General features: G+C 71.6%; 17 protein-coding genes. 9 read left to right on the top strand and 8 right to left on the bottom strand.

Annotation, left to right across the window (positions count from 1 at the left end):
• Positions 1 to 7: 7 nt before the first annotated feature.
• Together TNCT6_RS05865 and TNCT6_RS05870 are read right to left on the bottom strand one after the other, a co-directional pair.
• Positions 8 to 1,366, bottom strand: coding sequence for an APC family permease (locus tag TNCT6_RS05865; protein ID WP_141357264.1), 1,359 nt, complete (start codon positions 1,364 to 1,366; stop codon positions 8 to 10).
• Positions 1,367 to 1,460: 94 nt separating this feature from the next.
• The gene (locus tag TNCT6_RS05870) at positions 1,461 to 2,342 is read right to left on the bottom strand and encodes a carbon-nitrogen hydrolase family protein (protein WP_141357266.1); all 882 of its coding nucleotides are present in this window, start codon (positions 2,340 to 2,342) and stop codon (positions 1,461 to 1,463) included.
• A gap of 83 nt (positions 2,343 to 2,425) precedes the next feature.
• Between TNCT6_RS05870 and TNCT6_RS05875 the strand changes: the two genes are divergently transcribed.
• Both TNCT6_RS05875 and TNCT6_RS05880 read left to right on the top strand, forming a co-directional pair.
• Complete coding sequence (locus tag TNCT6_RS05875; RefSeq protein WP_141357268.1) at positions 2,426 to 3,220, top strand: FadR/GntR family transcriptional regulator; 795 nt, start codon at positions 2,426 to 2,428, stop codon at positions 3,218 to 3,220.
• A 222-nt stretch (positions 3,221 to 3,442) separates the two neighbouring features.
• The gene (locus TNCT6_RS05880; RefSeq protein WP_141357270.1) at positions 3,443 to 4,789 is read left to right on the top strand and encodes a glutamine synthetase family protein; all 1,347 of its coding nucleotides are present in this window, start codon (positions 3,443 to 3,445) and stop codon (positions 4,787 to 4,789) included.
• Positions 4,790 to 4,869: 80 nt separating this feature from the next.
• On the opposite strand, the gene hemE is transcribed toward TNCT6_RS05880, so the two are convergent.
• Positions 4,870 to 5,940 (bottom strand): uroporphyrinogen decarboxylase, encoded by a 1,071-nt coding sequence (hemE, locus tag TNCT6_RS05885; protein WP_141357272.1) that lies wholly within the window; start codon positions 5,938 to 5,940, stop codon positions 4,870 to 4,872.
• Between the two features lie 125 nt (positions 5,941 to 6,065).
• Between hemE and TNCT6_RS05890 the strand changes: the two genes are divergently transcribed.
• The 3 genes from TNCT6_RS05890 (at position 6,066) to TNCT6_RS05900 (ending at position 9,324) form a co-directional block, all read left to right on the top strand.
• Complete coding sequence (locus tag TNCT6_RS05890) at positions 6,066 to 6,749, top strand: DUF3000 domain-containing protein (protein WP_141357274.1); 684 nt, start codon at positions 6,066 to 6,068, stop codon at positions 6,747 to 6,749.
• 347 nt (positions 6,750 to 7,096) lie between these two features.
• Positions 7,097 to 7,759 (top strand): response regulator transcription factor, encoded by a 663-nt coding sequence (locus TNCT6_RS05895; protein ID WP_100572546.1) that lies wholly within the window; start codon positions 7,097 to 7,099, stop codon positions 7,757 to 7,759.
• 275 nt (positions 7,760 to 8,034) lie between these two features.
• Positions 8,035 to 9,324: a ribonuclease D gene (locus TNCT6_RS05900; protein ID WP_141357276.1), complete on the top strand. Its 1,290-nt coding sequence runs from the start codon at positions 8,035 to 8,037 to the stop codon at positions 9,322 to 9,324.
• Positions 9,325 to 9,414: 90 nt separating this feature from the next.
• On the opposite strand, the gene TNCT6_RS05905 is transcribed toward TNCT6_RS05900, so the two are convergent.
• From TNCT6_RS05905 to TNCT6_RS05915, 3 genes are read right to left on the bottom strand one after another with little or no spacing between them, the layout of a single operon-like run.
• Positions 9,415 to 10,245, bottom strand: coding sequence for a carbohydrate ABC transporter permease (locus TNCT6_RS05905; RefSeq protein WP_141357278.1), 831 nt, complete (start codon positions 10,243 to 10,245; stop codon positions 9,415 to 9,417).
• Positions 10,242 to 11,177 carry a carbohydrate ABC transporter permease gene (locus tag TNCT6_RS05910; RefSeq protein WP_141357280.1) on the bottom strand — a complete coding sequence of 312 codons (936 nt, stop codon included), beginning with the start codon at positions 11,175 to 11,177 and terminating at the stop codon, positions 10,242 to 10,244. The genes TNCT6_RS05905 and TNCT6_RS05910 overlap by 4 nt, the downstream gene beginning before the upstream one ends.
• Positions 11,177 to 12,487, bottom strand: coding sequence for an ABC transporter substrate-binding protein (locus TNCT6_RS05915; protein ID WP_141357282.1), 1,311 nt, complete (start codon positions 12,485 to 12,487; stop codon positions 11,177 to 11,179). The genes TNCT6_RS05910 and TNCT6_RS05915 overlap by 1 nt, the downstream gene beginning before the upstream one ends.
• Before the next feature lie 169 nt (positions 12,488 to 12,656).
• On the opposite strand from TNCT6_RS05915, the gene TNCT6_RS05920 reads away from it, so the two are divergent.
• The 4 genes from TNCT6_RS05920 (at position 12,657) to TNCT6_RS05935 (ending at position 19,606) form a co-directional block, all read left to right on the top strand.
• Entirely contained in the window at positions 12,657 to 15,122 is a 2,466-nt protein-coding gene (locus TNCT6_RS05920; protein WP_141357284.1) for a glycoside hydrolase family 2 protein, read from the top strand.
• On the top strand, positions 15,119 to 16,147 hold the full coding sequence (locus TNCT6_RS05925) for a LacI family DNA-binding transcriptional regulator (RefSeq protein WP_141357286.1): 1,029 nt from the start codon (positions 15,119 to 15,121) through the stop codon (positions 16,145 to 16,147). The genes TNCT6_RS05920 and TNCT6_RS05925 overlap by 4 nt, the downstream gene beginning before the upstream one ends.
• A gap of 118 nt (positions 16,148 to 16,265) precedes the next feature.
• Positions 16,266 to 17,483, top strand: coding sequence for an acetyl-CoA C-acyltransferase (locus tag TNCT6_RS05930; RefSeq protein ID WP_141357288.1), 1,218 nt, complete (start codon positions 16,266 to 16,268; stop codon positions 17,481 to 17,483).
• A complete protein-coding gene (locus TNCT6_RS05935) occupies positions 17,480 to 19,606 on the top strand; it encodes a 3-hydroxyacyl-CoA dehydrogenase NAD-binding domain-containing protein (protein WP_141357291.1) in 2,127 nt (708 codons plus the stop codon). Before TNCT6_RS05930 ends, TNCT6_RS05935 begins: the two co-directional genes overlap by 4 nt.
• Before the next feature lie 104 nt (positions 19,607 to 19,710).
• On the opposite strand, the gene TNCT6_RS05940 is transcribed toward TNCT6_RS05935, so the two are convergent.
• On the bottom strand, positions 19,711 to 21,099 hold the full coding sequence (locus TNCT6_RS05940) for a GDSL-type esterase/lipase family protein (RefSeq protein ID WP_141357293.1): 1,389 nt from the start codon (positions 21,097 to 21,099) through the stop codon (positions 19,711 to 19,713).
• Positions 21,100 to 21,140: 41 nt separating this feature from the next.
• Positions 21,141 to 23,144 (bottom strand): PIG-L family deacetylase, encoded by a 2,004-nt coding sequence (locus TNCT6_RS05945; protein WP_141357294.1) that lies wholly within the window; start codon positions 23,142 to 23,144, stop codon positions 21,141 to 21,143.
• Between the last annotated feature and the right edge of the window lie 54 nt (positions 23,145 to 23,198).

Below are 23,198 nucleotides of genomic sequence, written 5' to 3' on the forward strand. Positions count from 1 at the left end.
CTCCAGGTCAGACCGTTTCGGGGGTCCTGGTCTCCTCGGTGAAGTCGATCTCCGGCGGCGGGGTCCGGAACAGGCGGGTGAGGTAGGCGAGGTAGAGCACGCCCACGGCGAGCCAGATCAGGCCCAGGGTGATGGCCTTGCCGTCGAGGCGGGTCAGCAGCCAGATGTCGACCGCCGCGCCGATCGCCGGGAAGGCGACGTAGGTGAGCGGGTTCAGTCTGCTGCCCGCGCGGCGCTCGCGCAGGAAGGTGGCGATCACGCTGAGGTTCACCGAGGTGAAGGCGGTGAACGCGCCGAAGTTGATGAACGACGTGGAGGTCGCCACGTTGAGTCGCAGCGCGATGAGCCCGATGACCCCCGTCAGCACGATGTTGACGGCCGGGGTGCGGAACCGGGGGTGGACGAACCCGAAGAAGCGGCGGGGCAGCACACCGTCCCGGCCCATCGCGAACAGCAGGCGGGAGGCGCTGGCCTGGGCGGCGATGCCCGAGGCGAACTGAGCGACCACCAGACCGGCCAGGAAGATCGAGGAGAACAGGCTCCCGGCGATCGTCCTGGCGATCTCGAAGGCGGCCGAGTCCGGGTCGGCGAAGGTGCTCCCCGGGTGGACGAGCTGGGTCGTGTACGCGAGCAGGACGAAGATTCCGCCGCCGATCAGGGCGATGAGGATGATCGCGCGGGGGATGGTGCGCCGCGGCTCGACGGTCTCCTCGGTGAGGGTGGTGACGGCGTCGAAGCCGAGGAAGGAGTACGCGGCGATGGCCGCTCCGGCCGAGACGCCGACCAGGGTGCTGTTGTCGTTGAGGAACGGCGTGGCGCTGAACAGCCCTCCGGCGCCCGAGTGACGGAAGACGTGGAGCAGCGAGAAGAGCGCGAAGAAGCCGATGACGAGGACCTGGAAGATCATGAGCAGGTCGTTGGTCTTCTCCGCGGTGCGGATGCCGCGCACGTTCAACGCGGTGGTGATCGCGATGAAGCCGACGATCCAGACCCAGAAGGGCACGCCGGGGAACTGGGCGTGCAGGTAGGCGCCGCCGATCAGCCAGATGACCATGGGCAGGAAGAAGTAGTCGAGGAGCGTCGCCCACCCGACGAGGAAGCCCGCCCTGGAGTCGATGGCCCGCCGCACGTAGGTGTAGGCCGAGCCCGCCACCGGATGGGCCGCGGCCATCTTGCCGTAGCTGTGCGCGGTGAAGATCATCGCGACCATGGCCAGCAGGTAGGCGGTCGGCACGGTGCCGTTGGTCGTCTGCGCGATGACTCCGTACGTGCCGAGCACGATCAGGGGGGTCATGTAGGCGAGGCCGAAGGCGACGACCGATCTGAGGGTCAGGGTCCGGTTCAGCGTCGGGGTGGGCTGTTCCATGGCGGGGCTCCAGGGGGCGCGTAGGGGCCGGGCGGGCTTCCGGGGATGTCTCGGCGGGCGAGGGGGACGGGGCGGAGGCGAATGTGCCGGGCGGTCAGCCGCCGGCGCGGCGGTCCGGATTCCAGCGGCGGGGGTCGATCCGCCCCTGGTACAGCGGCAGTTCGATCGGGGCGTCACCGTCCTGGAACTGGTCCCACACACGGTTGAGGCCCGCCGTGCCGTGGGTCCGGACCCGGGTGACGTCGTCGAGGTCGAGCACATCGGTGAGGACGGTGGGCAGGGCGTCGGGGGCCTCGACCCGTACCCGGCCCTCCGGGTCCACCACGAGACTGCGGCCGGTGCCGACCGGGCCCGCGGTGTTGACGCTGATCACGTAGACCTGGTTCACCATGGCGTTGGCCCGGGCGAGGACCAGTTCCTGGGCACGGTCGGCGGTCGTCGTCATGACCGGATTGACGATCACTTCCGCGCCCATCCAGGCAAGATGCCGGGAGACCTCGGGGAACCACGCGTCGTAGCAGATCGCGAAGCCGATCCGGCCCGCCTCGGCCAGGTCGGCCACGACGAAGCGGTCGCCGGGGTCGTACGGCTCGTAGGGGCGCCAGGGGAAGACCTTGCGGTAGGAGGCCGCGAGCCGGCCCTCGGGCGAGAAGGCCAGAGCGGTGTTGAACAGCTCGCCCCGCGGACCACGCTCGCACACGCTGCCGGGCAGCAGCCAGATGCCCAGGTCACCCGCCAGCTCGGCGAGCATCCTGGTCCGGGGGCCGTCCAGCGGCTCCGCGGACTCCCTCAGCTGGGCGTCCCGCTCCTTCCGGGAACCCTCCACGCCGCACAGGTGCAGCTCGGGATGAACCACCAGGCGGGTCCCGGGGAACCTCGCGAGGAGGTCCTGGACCTCGTCGGCGAAGCCGGCCAGCGGCGAGCGGGAGGAGCGCGGAGGGGCCTGCGCGAGGGCGATGGGCAGGGGCCGGGACACGGGAGTCACCACTTTCGGACAGCAGGTGGCCTGATGGCGAAAAAAAATAGAGCACGATGAGCACTTAAACAAGAGTGTTCAAGATGAGCACTTTTGAGTACGGTGTCGCCATGCCCGGCTCCCCCGTGAACTCCCGCCCGGCGCGCGCGGAGCAGGCCACGCACGGCCTGAACGCGCCGCCGCTCACCGCCATCCGGCGGCTGTCCGCCCTGGACGCCGTACGGGCCCGGATCGCGCTCGCCGTCGATCTCGGCCTGCTGGCGCCCGGTGAGCGGCTGCCGGGCAGCGACCGGATCGCCGAGGCCCTGGGCGTTTCCGAGATCACGGTCCGCCGGGCCCTGGTGGCGCTGTGCAAGGAGGGCGTGCTGGAGCGCAGACGCGGCCGCACCGGCGGGACGCTGGTGGCCGAACGGCCCGCGCACTCGACGGTCGGGGCCATCGAGACGTACCGGGCGGCATCGGCCGACGTGCACCAGCTGATCGACCACCGGCTCGTCCTGGAGTGCGGGGTCGCCCATCTGGCCGCGGTCCGCGGCCTCGGCCCGGAGTCCGCGCGGGAACTGGACCGGCTGGTCGATGAGATGGACCGGGCCCCGAGCTGGGCGGAGTTCCACGGCTGCGACGAGCGGTTCCACATGGCGGTGGCCGCCGCGACCGGACTCGACTCCGTCGCCGAGCCCTACGGCGCCGTGCTACGGGAGCTGTACCGCTACTACCTGCCCTACCCGCTCGACTTCCTGCGCCACTCCAACGACGAGCACCGCGCCCTGGTGAAGGCGATTCTGCGCGGGGACGCGGCGGAGGCGGCCGAGGTGGCGCGCCGGCATGTCGAGGAACTCCACAAGAGCATGTTCATGGACCTCCTCGACCGACGCTGACCGGAACGGGCGGTCCACTGCCGCGCCGGGCGCACCCCTGCCCCGGCCGGCCCGGCGCACCCACGGCCGGCCCCGGCACCCGCACCCGGCCGCCGCGGCGTTCGCCCACATCAGCGAAGTGATCCGGGGCAGGGGCCTCGGCCGTCGGCGCCCCGGCGGCGATCACACTCAAGAGCACGACCGCGGAGCCGATCACGGCCGCACGCGGTGAAGGAGGATGCCATGTCCACCGCGCGCGAGGAGCGGGCCCGGGCGGCCGGGGAGGCCGACCGGCTGACGGCGCAGGGAGTGAGCGGGGTCGTCCTCACCATGGTGGACACCGCGGGCATCACCCGTATCAAGACCGTGCCGGTCTCGGCGCTGCCCGACGCCGTGCGGTGGGGTGTCGCCATGCCGCCGGTCTTCGACCTGTTCCTGGCCGACGACTCCGTCACGGGCGGCGGGCTCACCGGCGCCCCCGAGGGCGACCTGAGGCTCCTGCCCGACCTCGGCCGGCTGACCCCGCTGGCCGCGCAGCCCGGCTGGGCCTGGGCGCCTGCCGACCGCCACGACCAGCGGGGCACTCCGTACCCCGGCTGTCAACGTCTGTTCGCCCGGCGGATGACCGAGCGGGCCGCCGAACGCGGGCTCGCCCTGCGGATGGGCTTCGAGACCGAGTGGGTGGTCGGCCGGGACGCGGACCCGTCCCGGTCCCGCCCGGCCGCGGGCCCCGCGTACGGCATGGCACGCTTCGTCGAGCTGTCCGACTACCTGCGCGACGTGCTGGACGCCCTCGTCGCGCAGGGTGTCGCCGTGCAGCAGCTGCACCCGGAGTACGCGCCCGGCCAGTTCGAGGTGTCCGTGGCACCCTCGGACCCGGTGGGAGCGGCCGATCTGGCGGTGCTCGTGCGGGAGACGGTCAGGGCGGTCTCCGCGCGGCACGGGCTGACGGCGTCGTTCGCCCCGGTCGTCGAGGCGGGAGCGGTCGGCAACGGTCGCCACCTGCACCTCAGTCTCTGGCAGGACGGCCGGAACCTGTGCCGGGACGGGGACGGCCGGCACGGCATGACGGCGGTCTGCGAGGCGTTCCTCGCGGGCGTCCTGCGGGAGCTGCCCGCGCTGCTCGCCCTCGGTGCGCCCTCGGCCGCCAGCTATCTGCGGCTCGAACCCTCGCGCTGGGCCGGCGCGTTCCAGTGCTGGGGCCCGGAGAACCGGGAGGCCGCGATCCGCTTCGTCGCCGGGGCGCCGGACGCCGACTGGGCGGCGAACGCCGAGATCAAGAGTTTCGACGCGGCGGCCAACCCCTACCTGGCGGTGGGCGCGGTCATCGCCGCCGGCCTCGCCGGAATCGACGCCGCCGCGACCCTCCCGCCGCCCGTCGTGGGTGACCCCGCCGAGGTGGGAGGGCACAAGCGGCTGCCCACCTCGCTCACCGAGGCGCTGGCGCACTTCGAGCGGTCGGCGGTGCTGCGCGAGGCGCTCGGGGAGCCGCTGTTCGGCGCGGTCGTCGCCGTACGGCGTGCGGAGGCCGCGCGGTTCGAGGGGGCGACCCCGCAGAGCATCGTGGCGGCCACCCGCCTGCGGTACTGACGGCCGGCGACCGGCCGCCGAAGGGCCCGCGCTCTGTCCTTCCCCCCGGTGCGCCTGGCACCGGGAGGAAGGGCGGCAGGTCAGCGGGCGGTCTGCGTGTGGACGTACTCGACGAGGTGGGTGAGCGCGTCGGGGTCGGTCGAGGGCATGACGCCGTGGCCGAGGTTGAAGATGTGGCCCTCCAGTCCAGCGGCCGCGTCCAGCACCTCCTGGGCCTTGGTCTCCATGGCCTTCCGGGGCGCGAACACCACGGTCGGGTCGAGGTTGCCCTGGAGCGCCTTGCCGGGGCCGACGCGGCGCGCGGCCTCGTCGAGGGGGACCCGCCAGTCGACGCCGACGACGTCCGCGCCGGCCTCGCCCATCAGGCCGAGCAGCTCGCCGGTGCCGACGCCGAAGTGGATGCGCGGGACGCCGTACCCGGCGACGGCCTCGAAGACCTTGGCGGAGGCGGGCAGCACCGAGCGGCGGTAGTCGACCGGCGAGAGAGCGCCGGCCCAGGAGTCGAAGAGCTGCACGGCGCTCGCGCCCGCCTCGATCTGCACCTTCAGGAAGGCGGTCGTGATGGCGGCGAGGCGGTCGAGCAGGTCGGCCCACAGCTCGGGGTCGCCGTACATCATCGCCTTGGCGTTCTCGTACGTCCGGGAGGGGCCGCCCTCCACGAGGTAGCTCGCGAGGGTGAAGGGGGCGCCGGCGAAGCCGATGAGCGGGGTGGAGCCGAGTTCGCGGGTGAGCAGGCCGATCGCCTCGGTGACGTAGGAGACGTCCTCGGGGGTCAGGTCGCGCAGCCGCGCGAGGTCCTCGCGGGTGCGCACCGGGCGCTCGACGACTGGGCCGATGCCGGGCTTGATGTCGAGGTCGATGCCGATGGCCTTGAGGGGCACGACGATGTCGCTGAAGTAGATCGCCGCGTCCACGTTGTGCCGGCGGACCGGCTGGAGGGTGATCTCGGTGACCAGCTCCGGGCGCATGCAGGACTCGAGCATCGGGATGCCCTCGCGCACCTTGCGGTACTCGGGCAGGGAGCGCCCGGCCTGCCGCATGAACCACACGGGCGTGTGCGGCACGGGTTCACGCCTGCACGCCTTCAGGAAGGCGGAGTCGTAGGTGGCTGTCTGCGGCTGCCGGCTTGCGGGCGTCTGGTTGGCACTCACGCCCGCAAGTCTCGCATGCCCCCGATGACGCGAAGGCCCCGGTGTGCGGCCCCCGGACGGCGCCGCCGACGGCGGCGGGGTGTCTTGCCCTGCACAAAGGCCCGGTTCCCCTTAATCTTCCCGGCATGGCTGCGGCTCAGGGACGACTGTCGGACGGCACTGGCGGAACGGACGATCCGAAGGATCCGGGAAAGGGGGACTGCGATGCGAGCAGGGCGGCTCAGGCCCCGTTGCCCTTCCAAGCGGCGGTCGAGGCGCTGAGGTCCGCGCGGTTGCGGCCGCAGCTGGAGATCGAGCAGGTCCCGCCGCCGCAGCGGCTCGCCCCGTTCACGTACGCGCTGGAGGCCGCCGTCGTCGACGGGGAGCAGGACCTGGCCGACGGCCGGCTGGTGCTGCTGCACGACCCGGCCGGGCACGACGCCTGGCGGGGCACCTTCCGGCTGGTGACGCTGGTGCGCGCGGAGCTGGAGCCGGAGATGGCCTCCGACCCGCTGCTGCCGGACGTGTGCTGGTCGTGGCTGACCGGGGCGCTCCAGGCGCGCGGGCTGTTGTACGGCGAGCCGAGTGGGACCGTCACGCGTGCGAGTTCGCACTACTTCGGCGGGCTGTCGTCCCGCCCGGCCGCCTCACAGATCGAGATCCGTGCCTCCTGGACGCCCCGGGAGGGGCTGGGCGGGGTGCCGGACACCGCGGCGCACCTGGCGTCCTGGTGCGATCTGCTCGCCCAGGTCGCCGGGCTGCCGCCGGCCGGTCCGGGCGACGCGTCGGTGGTGACGCTGCCGCAGCGGCGCGGCCCGCAGTCACGCTGACGGCGGAGCCGTCCTCGCGCTGACGGGGAACGGACACCCACGCTGACGAGGCCCCGCACCCGTGCGCGTACACCTGTCCGGGCACCTCACCGGCTTCTTGCCGTTTCTTTGTCGATACGGCCACTTTCAGGCAGGTATCGCTCCCGAACGACACCCAAGTGAACCGATTCGACCTTCGGATTATCGACAATGCGTTCGAATTAAACGCTCGGTCACTCACCAGATCGTGATCATTCTCTAAAGGACAGCGGGTTTGGTGCCGAAGACCACTGTGACCTTGCAAGCACGGTTCTTCCCGGCTTCATCCCCACAAGCCGGCCCCGTCCCCCCACCCCCCAGGAGGCCTGGTGTCCGTTCTCCTCGAGCAGCCCGCAAGCCTGGTCGCCTACCGCCCGAACAAGCCGACCGCCATGGTCGTCGTGGCGGACCCGCGCGTCCGTTCCACCGTCACCCGTCATCTGTGGGCGCTCGGAGTCCGTGACGTCATCGAGGCGTCGTCCGTCGCGGAGGCCCGTCCCCGTATCGGTAATCCGCGTGACATCTGCGTAGCCGACGTCCACCTGCCCGACGGCTCCGGGCTCACGCTGCTGTCCGAGACCCGTGCCGCCGGATGGCCCAACGGCCTGGCCCTGTCCGCCGCCGACGACATCGGCGCGGTGCGCAACGCCCTGGCCGGCGGTGTCAAGGGCTATGTCGTCACCGGCACCCGCACCAACGTCGGGCTACCCACCCGGCCCGGCGCCGCCCCCATCGGCGCCGCTGCCGCCCGACTGCACCGCCGCCCCCCGGGCGCCCCGAGCCATCCGGGTGGTTTCCGTGAGCTCTCCGGCCGCGAGGTCGAGGTGCTGCGGCTGGTCGCGGAGGGGCAGTCGAACAAGGCGATCGGCGTCTCGATGGGCCTGTCCGCGCTGACCGTCAAGAGCCACCTCGCCCGCATCGCCCGCAAGCTCGGCACCGGCGACCGGGCCGGCATGGTCGCCGTGGCCCTGCGGACCGGCATCATCCACTGACCGCCCCGACCAGCCCCTTTCCCGGCTTGTCCGTCACCATCCCCGATCTCCCGCTCACCTCTCCCCCGTCCCCCCGTCAGCACGTTCAGCACCCGATCCGTCCACCCGAGAAACCGTCCCCTCCCCCCGGTCGTCCCCCCGGTCGCGCTCCGCGCGTGCCCCCTGCCGGTCGTGCACCGGACGTATCACCTGCCTGACCGGTTTACGACCCCCCGGCGCCCGCCGACGGAACGTTCCGTCGGCGGGCGCCGTCCATCCACGGATACTCTTGACATGTGACCGACGCCCAAGAGACCGCAGCAGACAGCTCACTGCGAACCACCGGAGGCGCCCCTCCGGACGACGGCGGATCTTCTGGCACCGGGGCGCCGATCCCCCTGCTCGAACCCCGTGAGGGCATCCCGCCCGTGATCGCCGACGCGGACGCGCTCGCCGAGGTGACATCCGCGTTCGCGGCCGGCTCCGGCCCCGTCGCCGTCGACGCCGAACGGGCCTCCGGCTACCGCTACGGCCAGCGCGCCTACCTGGTGCAGCTGCGTCGCCAGGGCGCCGGCACGGCGCTGATCGACCCCGTCGCCTGCCCCGACCTGTCCGGTCTCGGCGGAGCCCTGTCCGGTGTCGAGTGGGTGCTGCACGCGGCCACCCAGGACCTGCCGTGCCTGCGCGAGATAGGCATGCTGCCGACCAGCCTGTTCGACACCGAACTGGCCGGCCGGCTGGCCGGGTACCCGCGGGTCGGGCTCGGCGCGATGGTCGAGGGCGTGCTGGGCTTCGTCCTGGAGAAGGGCCACTCCGCCGTCGACTGGTCGAACCGGCCGCTGCCCGAGCCGTGGCTGCGGTACGCGGCGCTCGACGTGGAGCTGCTCGTCGACCTGCGCGACGCCCTGGAGAAGGAGCTGGACCGGCAGGGCAAGCTGGAGTGGGCCCTTCAGGAGTTCGACGCCATCGCCTCGGCGCCGCCGGCCGAGCCGCGCAAGGATCCCTGGCGGCGTACCTCCGGGATGCACAAGGTGCGCCGCAGGCGGCAGCTCGCCGTCGTGCGGGAGCTGTGGCAGACCCGGGACCGGATCGCCCAGCGGCGGGACGTGTCGCCGGGCAAGGTGCTCTCCGACGCGGCCATCGTGGAGGCCGCGCTCGCCCTGCCGGCCAATGTGCACGCGCTCACCGCGCTGAACGGCTTCGGGCACCGGACCGGCCGGCGGCAGCTGGAGCAGTGGCAGAGCGCGGTGGAGCGGGCCAAGGCCCTTCCGGAGTCGGCGCTGCCGCAGCAGGGGCAGCAGGTGACCGGGCCTCCGCCGCCGCGGGCGTGGGCCGACAAGGACCCGGTGGCGGCGGCGCGGCTCGCCGCCGCCAAGACCGCGGTGTCGGAGCTGGCCGAGCGGCTGAACATGCCGCAGGAGAACCTCGTCGCGCCGGACACCGTACGGCGCGTGTGCTGGGAGCCGCCGAAGGGCGCCGACGCCGAGTCGGTCGGCGCCGCCCTCGCCGGGTACGGTGCGCGGCCCTGGCAGGTGGAGCAGGTCACGCCGGTGCTGGTGAAGGCGCTGGCGGCCGGGGGCGCCTAGGACTGGTCGGCACTGGCGGCCAGGGGCGCCCGAGACCTTCAGTACCTGTCCGGCCGGGCGCGTCTCCCCCGTCGCCCGGGTGCCCGTGCCCTACCTGGTCGCCCCCTTCATGAAGCCGTTGTAGATGAAGCGCTGGAGGAACAGGAAGACGATCAAGGTCGGCAGGATGACGAGGACCGCTCCTGCCGAGATCGTCTCCCAGTGGGCGCCGAAGGGGCCGCGGAAGCGGAACAGGGACGTCGAGATCACGCCAAGATCCTCGGAGGGCATGTAGAGGAAGGGGATGTAGAAGTCGTTGTAGACGGTGATCCCCTTCACGATCACGACCGTCGCGATCGCGGGCTTCAGCAGCGGAAAGATGATCTTCCGGTAGATCGTGAAGGCGTTGGCCCCGTCCAGGCGGGCCGCCTCGTCCAGGGACAGGGGGATGGACCGGACGAACTGGAGGAAGATGTAGATCGACACGATGTCCGTGCCCATGTAGAGGGCGATCGGCGCCCAGCGCGTGTCGAACAGGCCGAAGCCGTTGACGATCTGGAAGGTCGCCACCTGGGTGGTGACACCGGGGACCAGCGCGGCGACCAGGAACAGTGCCACCACGAGCTTCCTGAAGCGGAAGGTGAAGCGGTCGATGGCGTAGGCCGTCATGGAGCCGATCAGCACGGTGCCGCCGATGGCGAAGACCAGGATGAAGGCCGTGTTGCCGAACGCGGAGAGCATCCGGCCGTCCTGGAACGCGGTGGCGTAGTTGCGGAAGTTCAGCGGATCGCCGGGGAGCGTGAGCGCCCCGCCGTCGTCGGCCATCTCCTCCGGCGTCTTCAGCGAGGTCATCAGGACCACACCGAGCGGGAGCAGCACGACCAACGACGCGGCGGCCAGCGAGGTGTACACCAGGGTCCGGGCGACGATGCGGCGCGTCATACCAGGTCCACCCTGTCGTCGGGGACGAGGCGCCGCTGGGCCCAGGTCACCGCCAGGATGATCAGCAGCAGCACGACCGCGGCCGCCGAGGCGAGCCCCGTCTTGTTGAACTGGAAGGCCAGCTTCACGGTCTGGATCACGAAGGTCTCGGTGCCGGTCGCCCCGCCGGTCATGATGTACGGGATCTCGAAGGCCGACAGCGAGCCGGAGACGGACAGGATCACGGTCAGGGTCAGCACCGGCTTGATGCCGGGCGCGATGATGTGCCGGAACTGCTGCCAGCGGTTCGCACCGTCCAGTTCGGCGGCCTCGTACAGCTCCCCCGGGATGGACTGGATCGCGCCCAGGAACAGGACGAAGTTCAGGCCCAGGTAGCGCCAGACGGAGACCCCGGCGAGCGAGGTGTTCGCGGAGACGGGCGTACCCAGCCAGGCGTGCGAGGAGTGCCGGCCGAACAGGGCCAGAACGGAGTCGAGGGTGCCCCCGTCCTGGAAGAAGTAGAGGAAGACGAAGCCGATCGCGACGCCGTTGATCAGGTACGGGAAGAAGAGCACGCCCTTGAAGAAGTTCCTGAACCGCACGTCGAAGCTGAGCACGGTGGCGAAGCAGAGGGCACCGGCGATCTGCACGGCGGAGGCGGCGAGGTAGTAGCCGCTGACGAAGAACACTTCGAACAGCTCGGGGCGGGTGAACAGTTCGGTGTAGTTGTGGCCGCCGGTGTAGTGCAGTTCGGGGCTCACCCCGTCCCAGTCGGTGAAGCTGTACGCGACCATGTTGGCGACCGGCGCGTAGGTGAAGGTGATCAGCAGGGCGAGCGGGGCGAGCAGGAAGAGCCAGGGGGTCAGCCCCCGCCGCACGCGCGCGCGGCGCGGGACGGGGGCCGGGGCGGCGGCGACGGGCGGCGCGGCCGGCCCGGCGGTGGTGTCCGTCATCAGGACCCCGCGTTCTTCCGCGCCGCCGTCCACTTCCCGCCGAGGTCGTCCAGGAAGCCGTCGAGGCTCCCCTTGCGGGCACCGCGCGCGAGGTCGACGAGGTTCTGCCGGTAGCCGGGCTTGTAGATGCCGACCTCGGACTCGTCGTCGATCAGCTTCACCCGGGCGCCGGCGGTGTCGTCCAGTTCGATGAGCTTCACGCCCGCGTCCCGGTACGGCGTGAGGACCGCCGGCAGGGGCGCGTCCTTCAGCGGCGAGATGGCGAGGTTGTCCTTGTCGTAGCCGGACTGGTCGGTGAACCAGTCGATCCAGGCGCGGGCCGCGGCCTTGTGCCGGGAGTGGATGTTGACGGCCTGGTTGTAGTCGGGGCCCACGACCCCGCAGAACGTGCCGTCCGTCTGGGCCGGGAAGGGCATGAACCCGATGTCGCCCGGGTCCACTCCGGCCTTCTCGGCCGCGTCCTGGAACTGGATGATCGCCCAGGTGCCGAGCCACTGCGTGGCGATCTCGCCCTTGGCCAGCCGGGCCTTGGAGGCCTCCCAGTTGGTGGTGGTCGGGTCCTTCTCGGCCAGGCCCCGACGCACGATGTCGTACAGCAGGGTGTCGCCGACCCGCAGGTCCGCGCCCCGCGCCCAGGGGTCGCCGTCGGCCAGCTTCGTCGTCGCGGCGGTGTCGCAGTGCACGGAGCCGTTGACGTAGGTCCAGGAGGTCAGCGGCCACTGGGCGGCGAAGTTGGTGTAGTACGGGGTCGCGCCGGTCCTGTCCTTGATGGCCTTCAGATCGGCCAGGAACTGGGCGGACGTGGTGGGCCACTCGGTGATCCCGGTCCGCTCCCAGACCTTCTTGTTGTAGACGAAGCCGGGCATCACGCCGATCGGGCTCTGCCCGTAGACCTTGCCGTCGACCGTGGTGAAGTCGGTGAACCGGTACTTCTCGGCGCGCTCGGCCCGGGTGCCGAGCGAGGCGAAGAACTTCGGGTAGTCGCTCTTCTTGATCACCCCGGGGATCATCAGGACGTCGCCGTAGTTCTCGGTGTTCATCCGGATCTTGACTTCGGACTCGTAGTCGGTGAGCGCCTGGAACTCGACCTTCACCTTCGGGTACGTCCGGTTGAACGCGGCAGCGTACTTCTTCATCGTGCCGTCCTGCACCAGGTCGGTGCGCTGGGTGAGGACGGTGATGGTCCCGCTCACCTTCGCGGGGTCGTCGGGTGCCTCGGCGTCCTGTCCCTTCGAGACGCCTCCGGTGCCGGTGCACCCGGTGAGCAGCAGGGCCGCGGTGGTCGCGGCGAGAAAAGTGCGGCGGTTCATGTGCGTCAGCTCCGTTCTGCGGACGGACGAGCACTGCGGATGGGCCGGCCGGACGGCCGGGTTGGCTGGTTCGGCACTCTGACAGCGCTTTCTCAACCGGTAAAGTCCGAATCTCGCCAACGCTGCTACACCACAGGCCAGTTGGGTTGGACCGGTTTAGGGAGAGCGCATGCTTCGGGCCACACCGCTCACCGAGGGATGGATCCTGCGACACCCCGACGACGCGGGTGCGGCGCTCCCGGCGGCCGTGCCGGGCTGCGTGCACACGGATCTGCTGGCCGCGGGGCTCGTCCCGGATCCCTTCCTCGGCCGGAACGAGGCGGACGTGGCCTGGGTGGGCCGCCGGGAGTGGACATACGAGAGGCGGCTGGAGACCGGCTCGGAGCACGAGCGGACCGACCTGGTCTTCGACGGGCTCGACACCGCCGCCGAGATCACCCTGGACGGCGGGCGGCTCGGCCGCGTGCGCAACATGCACCGCTCGTACCGTTTCGACGTGACGGGCCGCCGGGGGAACCTGTCGGTGCGCTTCGACTCCGCGTACACCGAGGCGGAGGCCGTGCGCGCACGTGTCGGAGAGCGGCCCTCCGCCTATGCCGAACCCTTCGCCCACATCCGCAAGATGGCCTGCTCCTTCGGCTGGGACTGGGGGCCGACCCTGGTCACGGCGGGCATCTGGCGCCCGGTGCGGCTGGAGTCGTGGTCCACGGCCAGGATCGAGCGGGTGCGCCCTGTCGTCACCGTCGAGGACGGCACGGGCGTGGTCGAGGTGCACATCGGGGTGGAGCGGACCCGTTCCGAGGCCGACCTCGCCGTCGAGGCCCGGGTGGGAGGGGTGCGGGCACGGGCGGCCGTCGACGGCACGGCCGCCGTCGTACGGCTCCGGGTGCCGGACGCCCACCTGTGGTGGCCCCGGGGGTACGGCGGACAGCCGCTGTACGAGATGGAGTTGACGCTGCTGCACGGCACGGAGGTGCTGGACGCGCGGCGTCACAGGATCGGCTTCAGGACCGTGGAACTGGACACCTCCGCCGACGAGCACGGCAGCGGCTTCACCCTCGTGGTCAACGGGGAGCGGCTGTTCGCCCGGGGCGTCAACTGGATCCCGGACGACGTGTTCCCCTCCCGGATCACCCGCGAACGCTACCGGGAGCGGCTGGGCCAGGCGGCCGCGGCGGGGGTGGACCTCGTCCGGGTCTGGGGTGGCGGCATCTACGAGAGTGAGGACTTCTACGACGCCTGCGACGAACTCGGCCTGCTGGTCTGGCAGGACTTCCCGTTCGCCTGCGCCGCCTACCCCGAGGAGCAGCCGCTGCGCGGCGAGGTGGAGGCCGAGGCCCGCGAGAACGTCGTACGCCTGATGCCGCATCCCTCGCTCGTGCTGTGGAACGGCAACAACGAGAACCTGTGGGGCTTCCGGGACTGGGGCTGGGAACCGCGGCTGGCCGGCGACTCGTGGGGCGAGGGGTACTACCTGGGGCTACTGCCCCGGGTGGTGGCCGAACTCGACCCGACCCGGCCGTACACGGTGGGCAGCCCCTGGTCCGGGTCCTGGGCGCACCACCCCAACGACCCGGCGCACGGCACGCACCACTCGTGGGAGGTGTGGAACCGGCGCGACTGGGCGGACTACCGGCTCAACGTGCCGCGTTTCGTGGCCGAGTTCGGCTGGCAGGCACCGCCCGCGTACGCGACCTTGCGCCGCGCCCTGCCCGGCGAGGAACTCGCCCCGGACTCCCCCGGCATGCTGCACCACCAGAAGGCCGACGACGGCAACGGCAAGCTGGAGCGCGGACTGGCCCCGCACTTCGCCCCGCCCGAGGGGGACTTCGGCCGCTGGCACTACCTCACCCAGCTCAACCAGGCGCGGGCGGTGGCCGCCGGCATCGAGCACTGGCGCTCGCACTGGCCGGTGTGCGCGGGCACCGTCGTGTGGCAGCTCAACGACTGCTGGCCGGTGACGTCCTGGGCGGCGATCGACGGCGACGGGCGGGAGAAGCCGCTGTACCACGAGCTGAAACGGCTCTACGCGGACCGGCTGCTGACCCTCCGGGCGCGGGACGGCGAACTGGTGCTGGCCGCGGTCAACCAGTCGGGTGCGCCCTGGGCGGGTGAACTGACCCTGCGCCGGATGAACGTCGACGGCGAGGTCGTCGCCTCCACGCGCACGGCCCTGCGCGCCGCGGCGCGCACGGTCGCGGACGTCGCCGTCCCGCCCGAACTGGTGCCGGCCGGCCCGAAGGAGTTCCTGGTCGCGGACGCGTGGGGGTCCCCCCGGTCAGGGGGGTCCCCCCTGTTCGAGCGAAGTCGAGAACTTGAGGCAGAGACCGAGAGCGAAGGAGGCCTGCGCGCCCTGCACTTCCCGGTGCCGGACCGCGAATTCCTCTTTCCGCTGCCGGAGTTCGAAGTGTCCGTCGCGCCGGACGCGGTCACCGTGACCGCCCGCACCCTGGTGCGGGACCTGCTGCTCCAGGCCGACCGGCTGGACCCGGCCGCACGGGCCGACACGGGGCTGGTCACCCTGCTCCCCGGTGAACGGGTGACCATCGGTGTCGACGGCTGGAGGATCCCCGGCGGCCGGGAGGCGGCCGACGCCGTCCGGTCGGCCCTGTACTGCGTGGAGCCCGCGCGATGACGGCACCCCGCGTCACCATCAAGGACGTCGCCGCCCGTGCCGGGGTGTCCAAAGGGGCGGTGTCGCTGGCGTTCAACCGCAAGCCGGGTCTTTCGGAGGCGACCCGCGACCGCATCTTCCGGGCCGCGCGCGAGCTGGGCTGGGCGCCGAACCCGGCCGCCCGGTCGCTGGCCGGCTCGCGCGTGGACGTGGTCGGGCTCACGATCTGCCGGCCGGCCCGGCTGCTCGGGCTCGAACCCTTCTACATGGAGTTCATATCGGGGGTGGAGAGCGTCCTCGCCGAGCACTCCTGCTCGCTGCTGCTGCGGCTCGTACGCGAACCGCGGGAGGAGGCGGGCCTGCTGGAGACGTGGTGGAAGGCACGGCAGATCGCGGGCTCGATCCTGGTCGACTTCGGCACCGACGATCCCCGCCCGGCCGTGGCGCGGCGGATCGGACTGCCCGCGGTCGCCGTGGGACACCCGTCGCTGACCGGCGGGCTCACCTCGGTGTGGACCGACGACGCCACCGCGGTCGCCGAGGCCGTGCGCTACCTGGCGGCGCTCGGGCACCGGCGGATCGCCCGGGTCGGCGGCGCGGCGGCCCTCGGGCACACGGCGATCCGCGCGGCGGCGTTCGACGCGGCGGCGCGGAGCCTTCGGCTGGCCGGGGCGTGGCAGGTGGCGACCGACTTCTCCGGCGAGACGGGGGCGCGGGCGACGCGCTCGCTGCTGTCCGCGGCCCCGCCGGAGCGGCCCACGGCGATCGTCTACGACAACGACATCATGGCGGTGGCCGGACTGTCGGTGGCGGCGGAGATGGGCCTGCGCGTCCCGGCCGACGTGTCCCTGCTGGCCTGGGACGACTCCCAGCTGTGCCGGCTGACCCACCCGACGCTGTCGGCGATGAGCCACGACGTGCACGGCTTCGGCGCGGACGTGGCCCGCACGCTGTTCGGCCTGTTGCTGGAGGAGGGTCCGGGCTCGCATCCCGTGCCGACTCCGGTGCTGACCCCGCGGGGTTCGACGGCACCGCCGGCAGTGTGACCTTCGCCGCTGTGGGCGCGGGGACTGGGCAGTCACATTACCCACGAGTAGCATGGAGGCTGAGCGCGCGCTCAGCGCTGCGCGGCAGTGCCGTCCCGCACCCTGGAGGAGAGCCATCGTGCCTCGTACCGTCAAGGACGTCGTCTTCGTCGACGGCGTCCGCACCCCGTTCGGCAAGGCGGGCCCGAAGGGCATCTACCACGAGACTCGCGCCGACGACCTCGTCGTCAAGGCGATCCGGGAGCTGCTGCGCCGCAATCCCGGCCTGGACCCGAAGAAGATCGACGAGGTCGCCATCGCCGCGACCACGCAGATCGGTGACCAGGGCCTGACCCTCGGCCGCACCGCCGGCATCCTCGCCGGTCTGCCGCAGTCCGTGCCGGGCTACTCCATCGACCGGATGTGCGCCGGCGCGCTGACCGCCGTGACGACCACCGCCGGTTCGATCGCCTTCGGTGCCTGCGACGCCGTCATCGCCGGTGGTGTCGAGCACATGGGCCGCCACCCGATGGGCGAGGGCGTCGACCCGAACCCGCGGTTCGTGAGCGAGAAGCTGGTGGACGAGTCGGCCCTGTTCATGGGCATGACCGCCGAGAACCTGCACGACCGCTACCCGAGCATCACCAAGCGGCGCGCCGACGAGTACGCGGTGCGCTCGCAGGAGAAGGCCGCCAAGGCGTACGCCAACGGCAAGATCCAGCAGGACCTGGTGCCGATCTCGGTGCGCCGCACCAGCCCCGAGGCCGGCGAGACCGGCTGGGGTCTGGTGACCGCCGACGAGCCGATGCGTCCGGGCACCACCGTGGAGAACCTCGCGGGCCTGAAGACGCCGTTCCGTGTGCACGGCCGGGTCACCGCGGGCAACGCGGCCGGTCTGAACGACGGTGCCACCGCGTCGATCATCGCCAGCGAGGACTTCGCCCGCGAGAACGGCCTGCCGGTCAAGATGCGCCTGGTCTCCTACTCCTTCGCCGGCGTGGAGCCCGAGGTCATGGGCTACGGCCCGATCCCGGCCACCGAGAAGGCGCTCGCCAAGGCGGGCCTGTCCATCTCGGACATCGGCCTGTTCGAGATCAACGAGGCCTTCGCCGTCCAGGTCCTGGCCTTCCTCGAGCACTACGGCATCGCGGACGACGACGCGCGCGTCAACCAGTACGGCGGCGCCATCGCCTTCGGTCACCCGCTGGCCTCCTCCGGCGTCCGTCTGATGACGCAGCTGGCCCGCCAGTTCGAGGAGCAGCCGAACGTCCGCTACGGCCTGACCACCATGTGTGTCGGCTTCGGCATGGGCGCGTCGGTCATCTGGGAGAACCCGCACTTCGAGGGGGACAAGTGAACACCACCGAGCTTCTGAAGCAGGCCTCGGGCCTGTTCCCCGACGAGGTCGTCACCAGCGCGCACGTCCGCCACTTCGACCTCCCCTTCGGCGCCGGCCGCTTCGCGCTGATCACACTGGACAACGGCCTGGACCACACCAAGCCGACCACCTTCGGCCCGGCCTCGCTCGCCAACCTGAACGCCGCGATCGACCAGGTCGAGAAGGAAGCGGCCGAGGGTGCGATCGCCGGCATCGGCATCACCGGCAAGCCGTTCATCTTCGCGGTCGGAGCCGACCTCAAGGGCGTCGAGCTGCTGAAGGAGCGCGAGCACGCACTCGCCATCGGCACGGGCGGCCACGAGGTCTTCAAGCGGCTGTCGGAGCTGGCCGTGCCGACCTTCGCCTACTACAACGGCGCGGCCATGGGCGGCGGCGTCGAGGTCGGTCTGCACTGCACCTACCGGACCGTCTCCAAGGCGATCCCCGCGTTCTCGCTGCCCGAGGTCTTCCTCGGTCTGGTCCCCGGCTGGGGCGGCTGCACCCTGCTGCCGAACCTGATCGGCGCCGACAAGGCCGTCTCGGTCATCATCGAGAACTCGCTGAACCAGAACAGGCAGCTCAAGGGCAAGCAGGTCTTCGAACTCGGCATCGCCGACGCCCTCTTCGAGGGTGCCGACTTCCTGGAGCAGTCGCTGCTGTGGACGGCCAAGGTCCTCAAGGGTGACGTCACGGTCGAGCGCCCGGAGATCGACCGCGGCGAAGGCTGGGACCAGGCCGTCGCCAAGGGCCGCTTCATCGCCGACTCCAAGGTGCACGGCGCCGCCCCGGCCGCCTACCGCGCCCTGGAGATCATCGAGGCCGCCAAGAACGGTGACCTCCAGCAGGGTTACGACGCCGAGGACCAGGCGCTCGCCGACCTGATCATGGGCGGCGAACTGCGCGCCGGCATCTACTCGTTCAACCTGGTGCAGAAGCGCGGCAAGCGCCCCGCCGGCGCCCCGGACAAGAACCTGGCCCGCCCGGTCACCAAGGTCGGTGTCGTCGGCGCCGGTCTGATGGCCGGCCAGCTCGCTCTGCTCTTCCTGCGCCGCCTCGAGGTGCCGGTCGTCCTGACCGACATCGACCAGGAGCGCGTCGACAAGGGTGTGGGCTACGTCCACGCCGAGATCGACAAGCTGCTCGGCAAGGGCCGTATCAACCAGGACAAGGCCAACCGCCTCAAGGCGCTGGTCACCGGTGTCCTGGACAAGGCCGAGGGCTTCGCGGACGCGGACTTCGTCATCGAGGCCGTGTTCGAGGAGATGAGCGTCAAGCAGAAGGTGTTCGCCGAGGTCGAGGCGGTCGCCCCGGCGCACGCGATCCTCGCCACGAACACCTCCTCCCTCTCCGTGTCGGAGATGGCGTCGAAGCTGAAGCACCCCGAGCGGGTCGTGGGCTTCCACTTCTTCAACCCGGTCGCGATCCTCCCCCTGCTGGAGATCGTGCGCGGCGAGCAGACCGACGACGCCTCCCTGGCCACCGCCTTCGCGGTCGCCAAGAAGCTGAAGAAGACCGCGGTGCTGGTCAAGGACGCCCCGGCGTTCGTCGTGAACCGCATCCTGACCCGCTTCATGGGCGAGATCCAGAACGTCATCGACGAGGGCACCCCGGTCGAGGTGGCGGAGCGGGCGGTGGAGCCGCTCGGCCTGCCCATGTCCCCGCTGGTCCTGCTCGAACTGGTCGGCCCGGCGATCGGCCTGCACGTCTCGGAGACCCTCAACCAGGCGTTCCCCGACCGCTTCACGGTCTCCCCGAACCTCAAGGCGGTCGTCGAGGCCGGCAAGCGCGGCTTCTACGTCTACGACAGCGGCAGGCCCGAGCTGGACCCGGAGGTCGCCGCACTGCTCAAGCAGGGCGACACCGTCCTGACGGAGGAGCAGGTGCGGGCGCGGGTGCTCGACGCGGTCGCGCAGGAGATCGGCCTGATGCTGGCCGAGGGCGTCGTCGCCGAGGCCCAGGACATCGACCTCTGCCTGATCACCGGCGCCGGCTGGCCCTTCCACCTGGGCGGCATCACGCCCTACCTGGACCGCGAGGGCGTGTCGGAGCGTGTGAACGGCAGGCGGTTCCTGGAGCCGGGGGTGGCGAGCGTCCCGGCGTAACGCCTCTCGCCCGCCACGGCACTCCCGTCCGCCCCTGTCGCTCACCGCGGTGGCAGGGGCGGACGCGTACCGCCGGTCGTTCCGCGGCGGAGGGAACCGTCAGGTCACCAGGTGGGCATCGCCGGGTAATGGGCGCACGTCCCGGAGCAGGGTTCACGGGAGGACAACGACGTGTGCAGCCAGTTGTCCTCGGGAACGCCGTGCACGCGCACCGTCAGCGAGGCGGGCGCCGAGTGGATGGCGCTGAACACCGTCACGAACTCGACCGTGTAGGAACCGGGCCGCCACGCGTGGGCGTGGGTGACCCGCCAGGTGCCGTCCTCCTGGACGGGTGCCTCGGCGATGAGCCGGCCCTGCTCCAGGACCATGACCTTCTGGGCGCCGCGCGGTGCCTTGCCGGAGAAACGGGGGCGCGGGCCGGTCCAGGCGTTCGGCCGCGGGCCCACGACCTGCGGCGGGTCGATGCGGTCGAGGACGTGGAAGTCCACCGTGGAGGTCCGTGAGACGGCGTTGCCGTCGGCGCCGAGCACCTGGACGGTGTGGGGTCCCGCGGTCCAGTTGACGACTCGGCGCCACTGCCAGGTCCCGGCGGCGGAGACGGCGGTGCCTCCGAGGTAGCGGCCCTCCTCGTAGAAGAGGACGTAGCCCGTGCCGGCGGGTGCCTTGCCGGCCAGCTTGCGCGCGGCGCCGATCAGTTGGCCGGGGGCCGGCGAGGTGACGACGGGCGTGTCGGGCAGGCTCGGCGCCAGGGTGAGCGCCGTCTCGGGGTGGCTCATGGTGAACTCGGCGAGCACCGGGGGCATCGTGCCGGGGGTGAGACGCCGGGGGTCGACGATGTCGGGCGGCAGGTCCGGCGAGTCGGCGACGACCATGGCCATCCGGCGGGCGACCTCGCGCGCCCCCAGGTCGTTGTAGTGGCTCGCGTCGATGATGCCGTCGGGGTGGTTCGGGTGCTCGCCCGGATCCAGCCACCGGTAGAGCCTGCGTGCTCGCGTGGGCCCCAGTTCGGCGAGCATCGCCGTCGTGAAGGCGGTCATGTCGATCAGGGGGACCCCGTTCTCCGCCGCCGCCTCCCGGGTGAGTTCGGGATATCCGTCATGGGTGTCCAGGACGTTCCCGGCCTCGGAGAAGGTGCAGCGGGCCGCCGGGGTGAGCAGCACGGGGACGGCGCCCTCGCCCCGTACGGCGTCGACGTAAAGGCGCAGGTACTCCTTGTACTCGCGTGGCCCGTGGTGGCGGTTGAGCTGGTTGATGCGCTGCTCGACGTTGCCGAAGGCCATCAGGACCAGGTCGCCGGGGTTGAGGACGCTGAGGAGGGTGGCGAACCGCTCGGTGAAGTAGCCGCGCAGGGTCATGGCGTCGCGGGCGTAGTTGCGTACTTCGTAGTGCTCGGTCAGGAATTCGCCGAGGTACTGCCCCCAGCCGGCGAGCGGTGCCTCCTCGGCGGTGCGCGACGCGGCCACCGAGTTCCCGATGATGCAGATCTTCCTCAAGTCTTCCTCTGTTCCGTCAGGCCGTGCTGTGGTCGGCGGGATCAGACGACGGTCGACGGCCCGAAGCCGGCGGCGGCGTCCGGTGCGTGCTGCCGCATCACGCGCAGCCGGGAGTCCGTGCCCAACACCGCCAGCACGACCCGTCCGGCGTGGTCGAGGGCGAGGGCGGGCGGACGGGCCGTCAGCACGTCGTGGTCCGTCCACTCCGGCGTCTGCTCGCGGCCCTGCGCGGCGAGGACCGCGGTGCTCAGCCGGTTGCGGCCGTTGCGGCGGGCGAGGACGACGGCGTCCTGCCGGTCGGTCGACTGCCGCAGGGCCGCGATCCTGCCGGTTCCGCCGTGCCCGCCCAGCCGTTCGACGCGCTCGTTCCACCGGCCGTCCGGTCGCTGCCGTACCCACATCACTTCGCCGGACTCCTCCTCGCGGTAGAAGACCGCCATGCGGTTGCGCCCGATCTGCAACGGCGTGAGGCCGCCGACGGGCCGCCAGGCGTCCGGGTCGGCCGACGTCACACCGTCCTGGAGCTTGTAGGGGCCGTAGACGTCCTCCTGGAACCAGTGCACTGCGCCGGTGCGGTTCGCGGCGAACATCTGGATCCGGCCGGTGGACTTCAGCACCGCGCTCAGGCAGTCCTGCATCCCGCGGCCGCCCAGGTCCTCCCAGGCGCCCCAGCCCTCGCCGGTCTCGCGGCGGGCGCTGATGCCGGATCCGAAGTTGCGCAGGAAGACGTGCAGCCTTCCCGAGGGGTCGACCACGGCCTCCGGGACGCCGGCCTCCCGGCAGCGCCGCCAGTCGTTCGACCGCTCGTTGGGGTTGCCGAGGCTCTCCCAGGGTGTCGTCGCCCCGGTGTGCGCCTGCCGCCACATGCGCACGACCTCCACGTCCACCTGCCCGCCCGGTCCCGGGGTGCGGCGCAGGCCGACGAGGTGCACTCCGCCGTCGCGGTCCGCGGCCACGGACAGGGCCGGGCCGAGGCCGACACCCGGCAGGAAGGCCGGCCCGCCCCAACTGCCGCTGCCCGGCGCGCTCTCGGTCCAGACCGCGACCCGGCCGCCGAGGACGGCGTAGGCGGCGAGCCGGCCGTCGGCCTGGAGGTGGAGCCAGTCGGTGCCGCCCTCGTACCGGGTCCGCGTGCTCCATCCGTAGCGGCGGATGTCGGAGCCGTCGGACAACTGCCGGTCACCGCAGTAGCGGTGGCGGCAGTCGTGTCCGTCGGCGGAGGTGTACACCTCGATCACACGCTTCTTCTCGTCCCAGGCGTGCTCGGTGAGGTTGCTGGGCCAGAGCTTGTTGCCGTAGCCGACGCAGTGGTCCACGAGCGGAGGTGTACCGCCCTGCTGGATGTACTGCTCCAGGGCGGCCAGCGCGAACTGCGCCGTCGCGGTGTGGTCCTGGTGGTCGCTGGACGCCGGCCCGCGCTTGTCGTCCCAGGCGGTGTGCCACGGGTCGGGGTCCATGGTCCAGAACTGGGCGGGCCGCGTGTGGTGCAGCAGCTCGACCAGGGAGCGCAGCAGCCCGTCCCGGGTGATCTCCTGGGGCCGGCGCAGCGGGGACTCGGCGGAGATCAGGGTGAGCTGGGCGGTCGCCTGCTCGGTCCAGAGCGTGGCCAGCCGGGCGGTCGGCACCTCGGCCGCGAATCCGTGCTGGGCGTCGACCATGCGCAGTCCGAAGAAGAACAGCTGGACGTGCGGTGCCGCGAGCAGCGTCGAGCGCTCGGCCATCACTCCGGTCGAGAACGAGACGACGTCGCGCGCCCACTCGCTGTCGCGCTTGCCCGTCACCATGGCCGCGTACGCGGCGCGCAGTCCGTGCTGGCGCGCCTCCGCGTACCCCTCGTAGTCCGGTGGGCTGTCCAGGCGGTCCGGGTCGCGGGTGTCGATGTTGCGCCCGTCGGCCTCCGCGGCCGTCAGGTAGACGCTGGTGACCCGGTGGCCGGCCTCCAGCGCCCGTTGCAGGTCGGGGTTGATGAAGTAGAGGTCGTCGTCCGGATGCGCCAGAACCTGGATGAGCGAAGCCTGTGACGTACTGCCCTCGGCGGACTGCATGGCGGTCTCCTCGGTCGCGGACGGGCGGGCGGTGGGCGGTGCGTGCGGTTCCGG

Source organism: Streptomyces sp. 6-11-2, from assembly GCF_006540305.1.
In the GTDB taxonomy this organism is placed as follows: Bacteria; Actinomycetota; Actinomycetes; order Streptomycetales; family Streptomycetaceae; genus Streptomyces.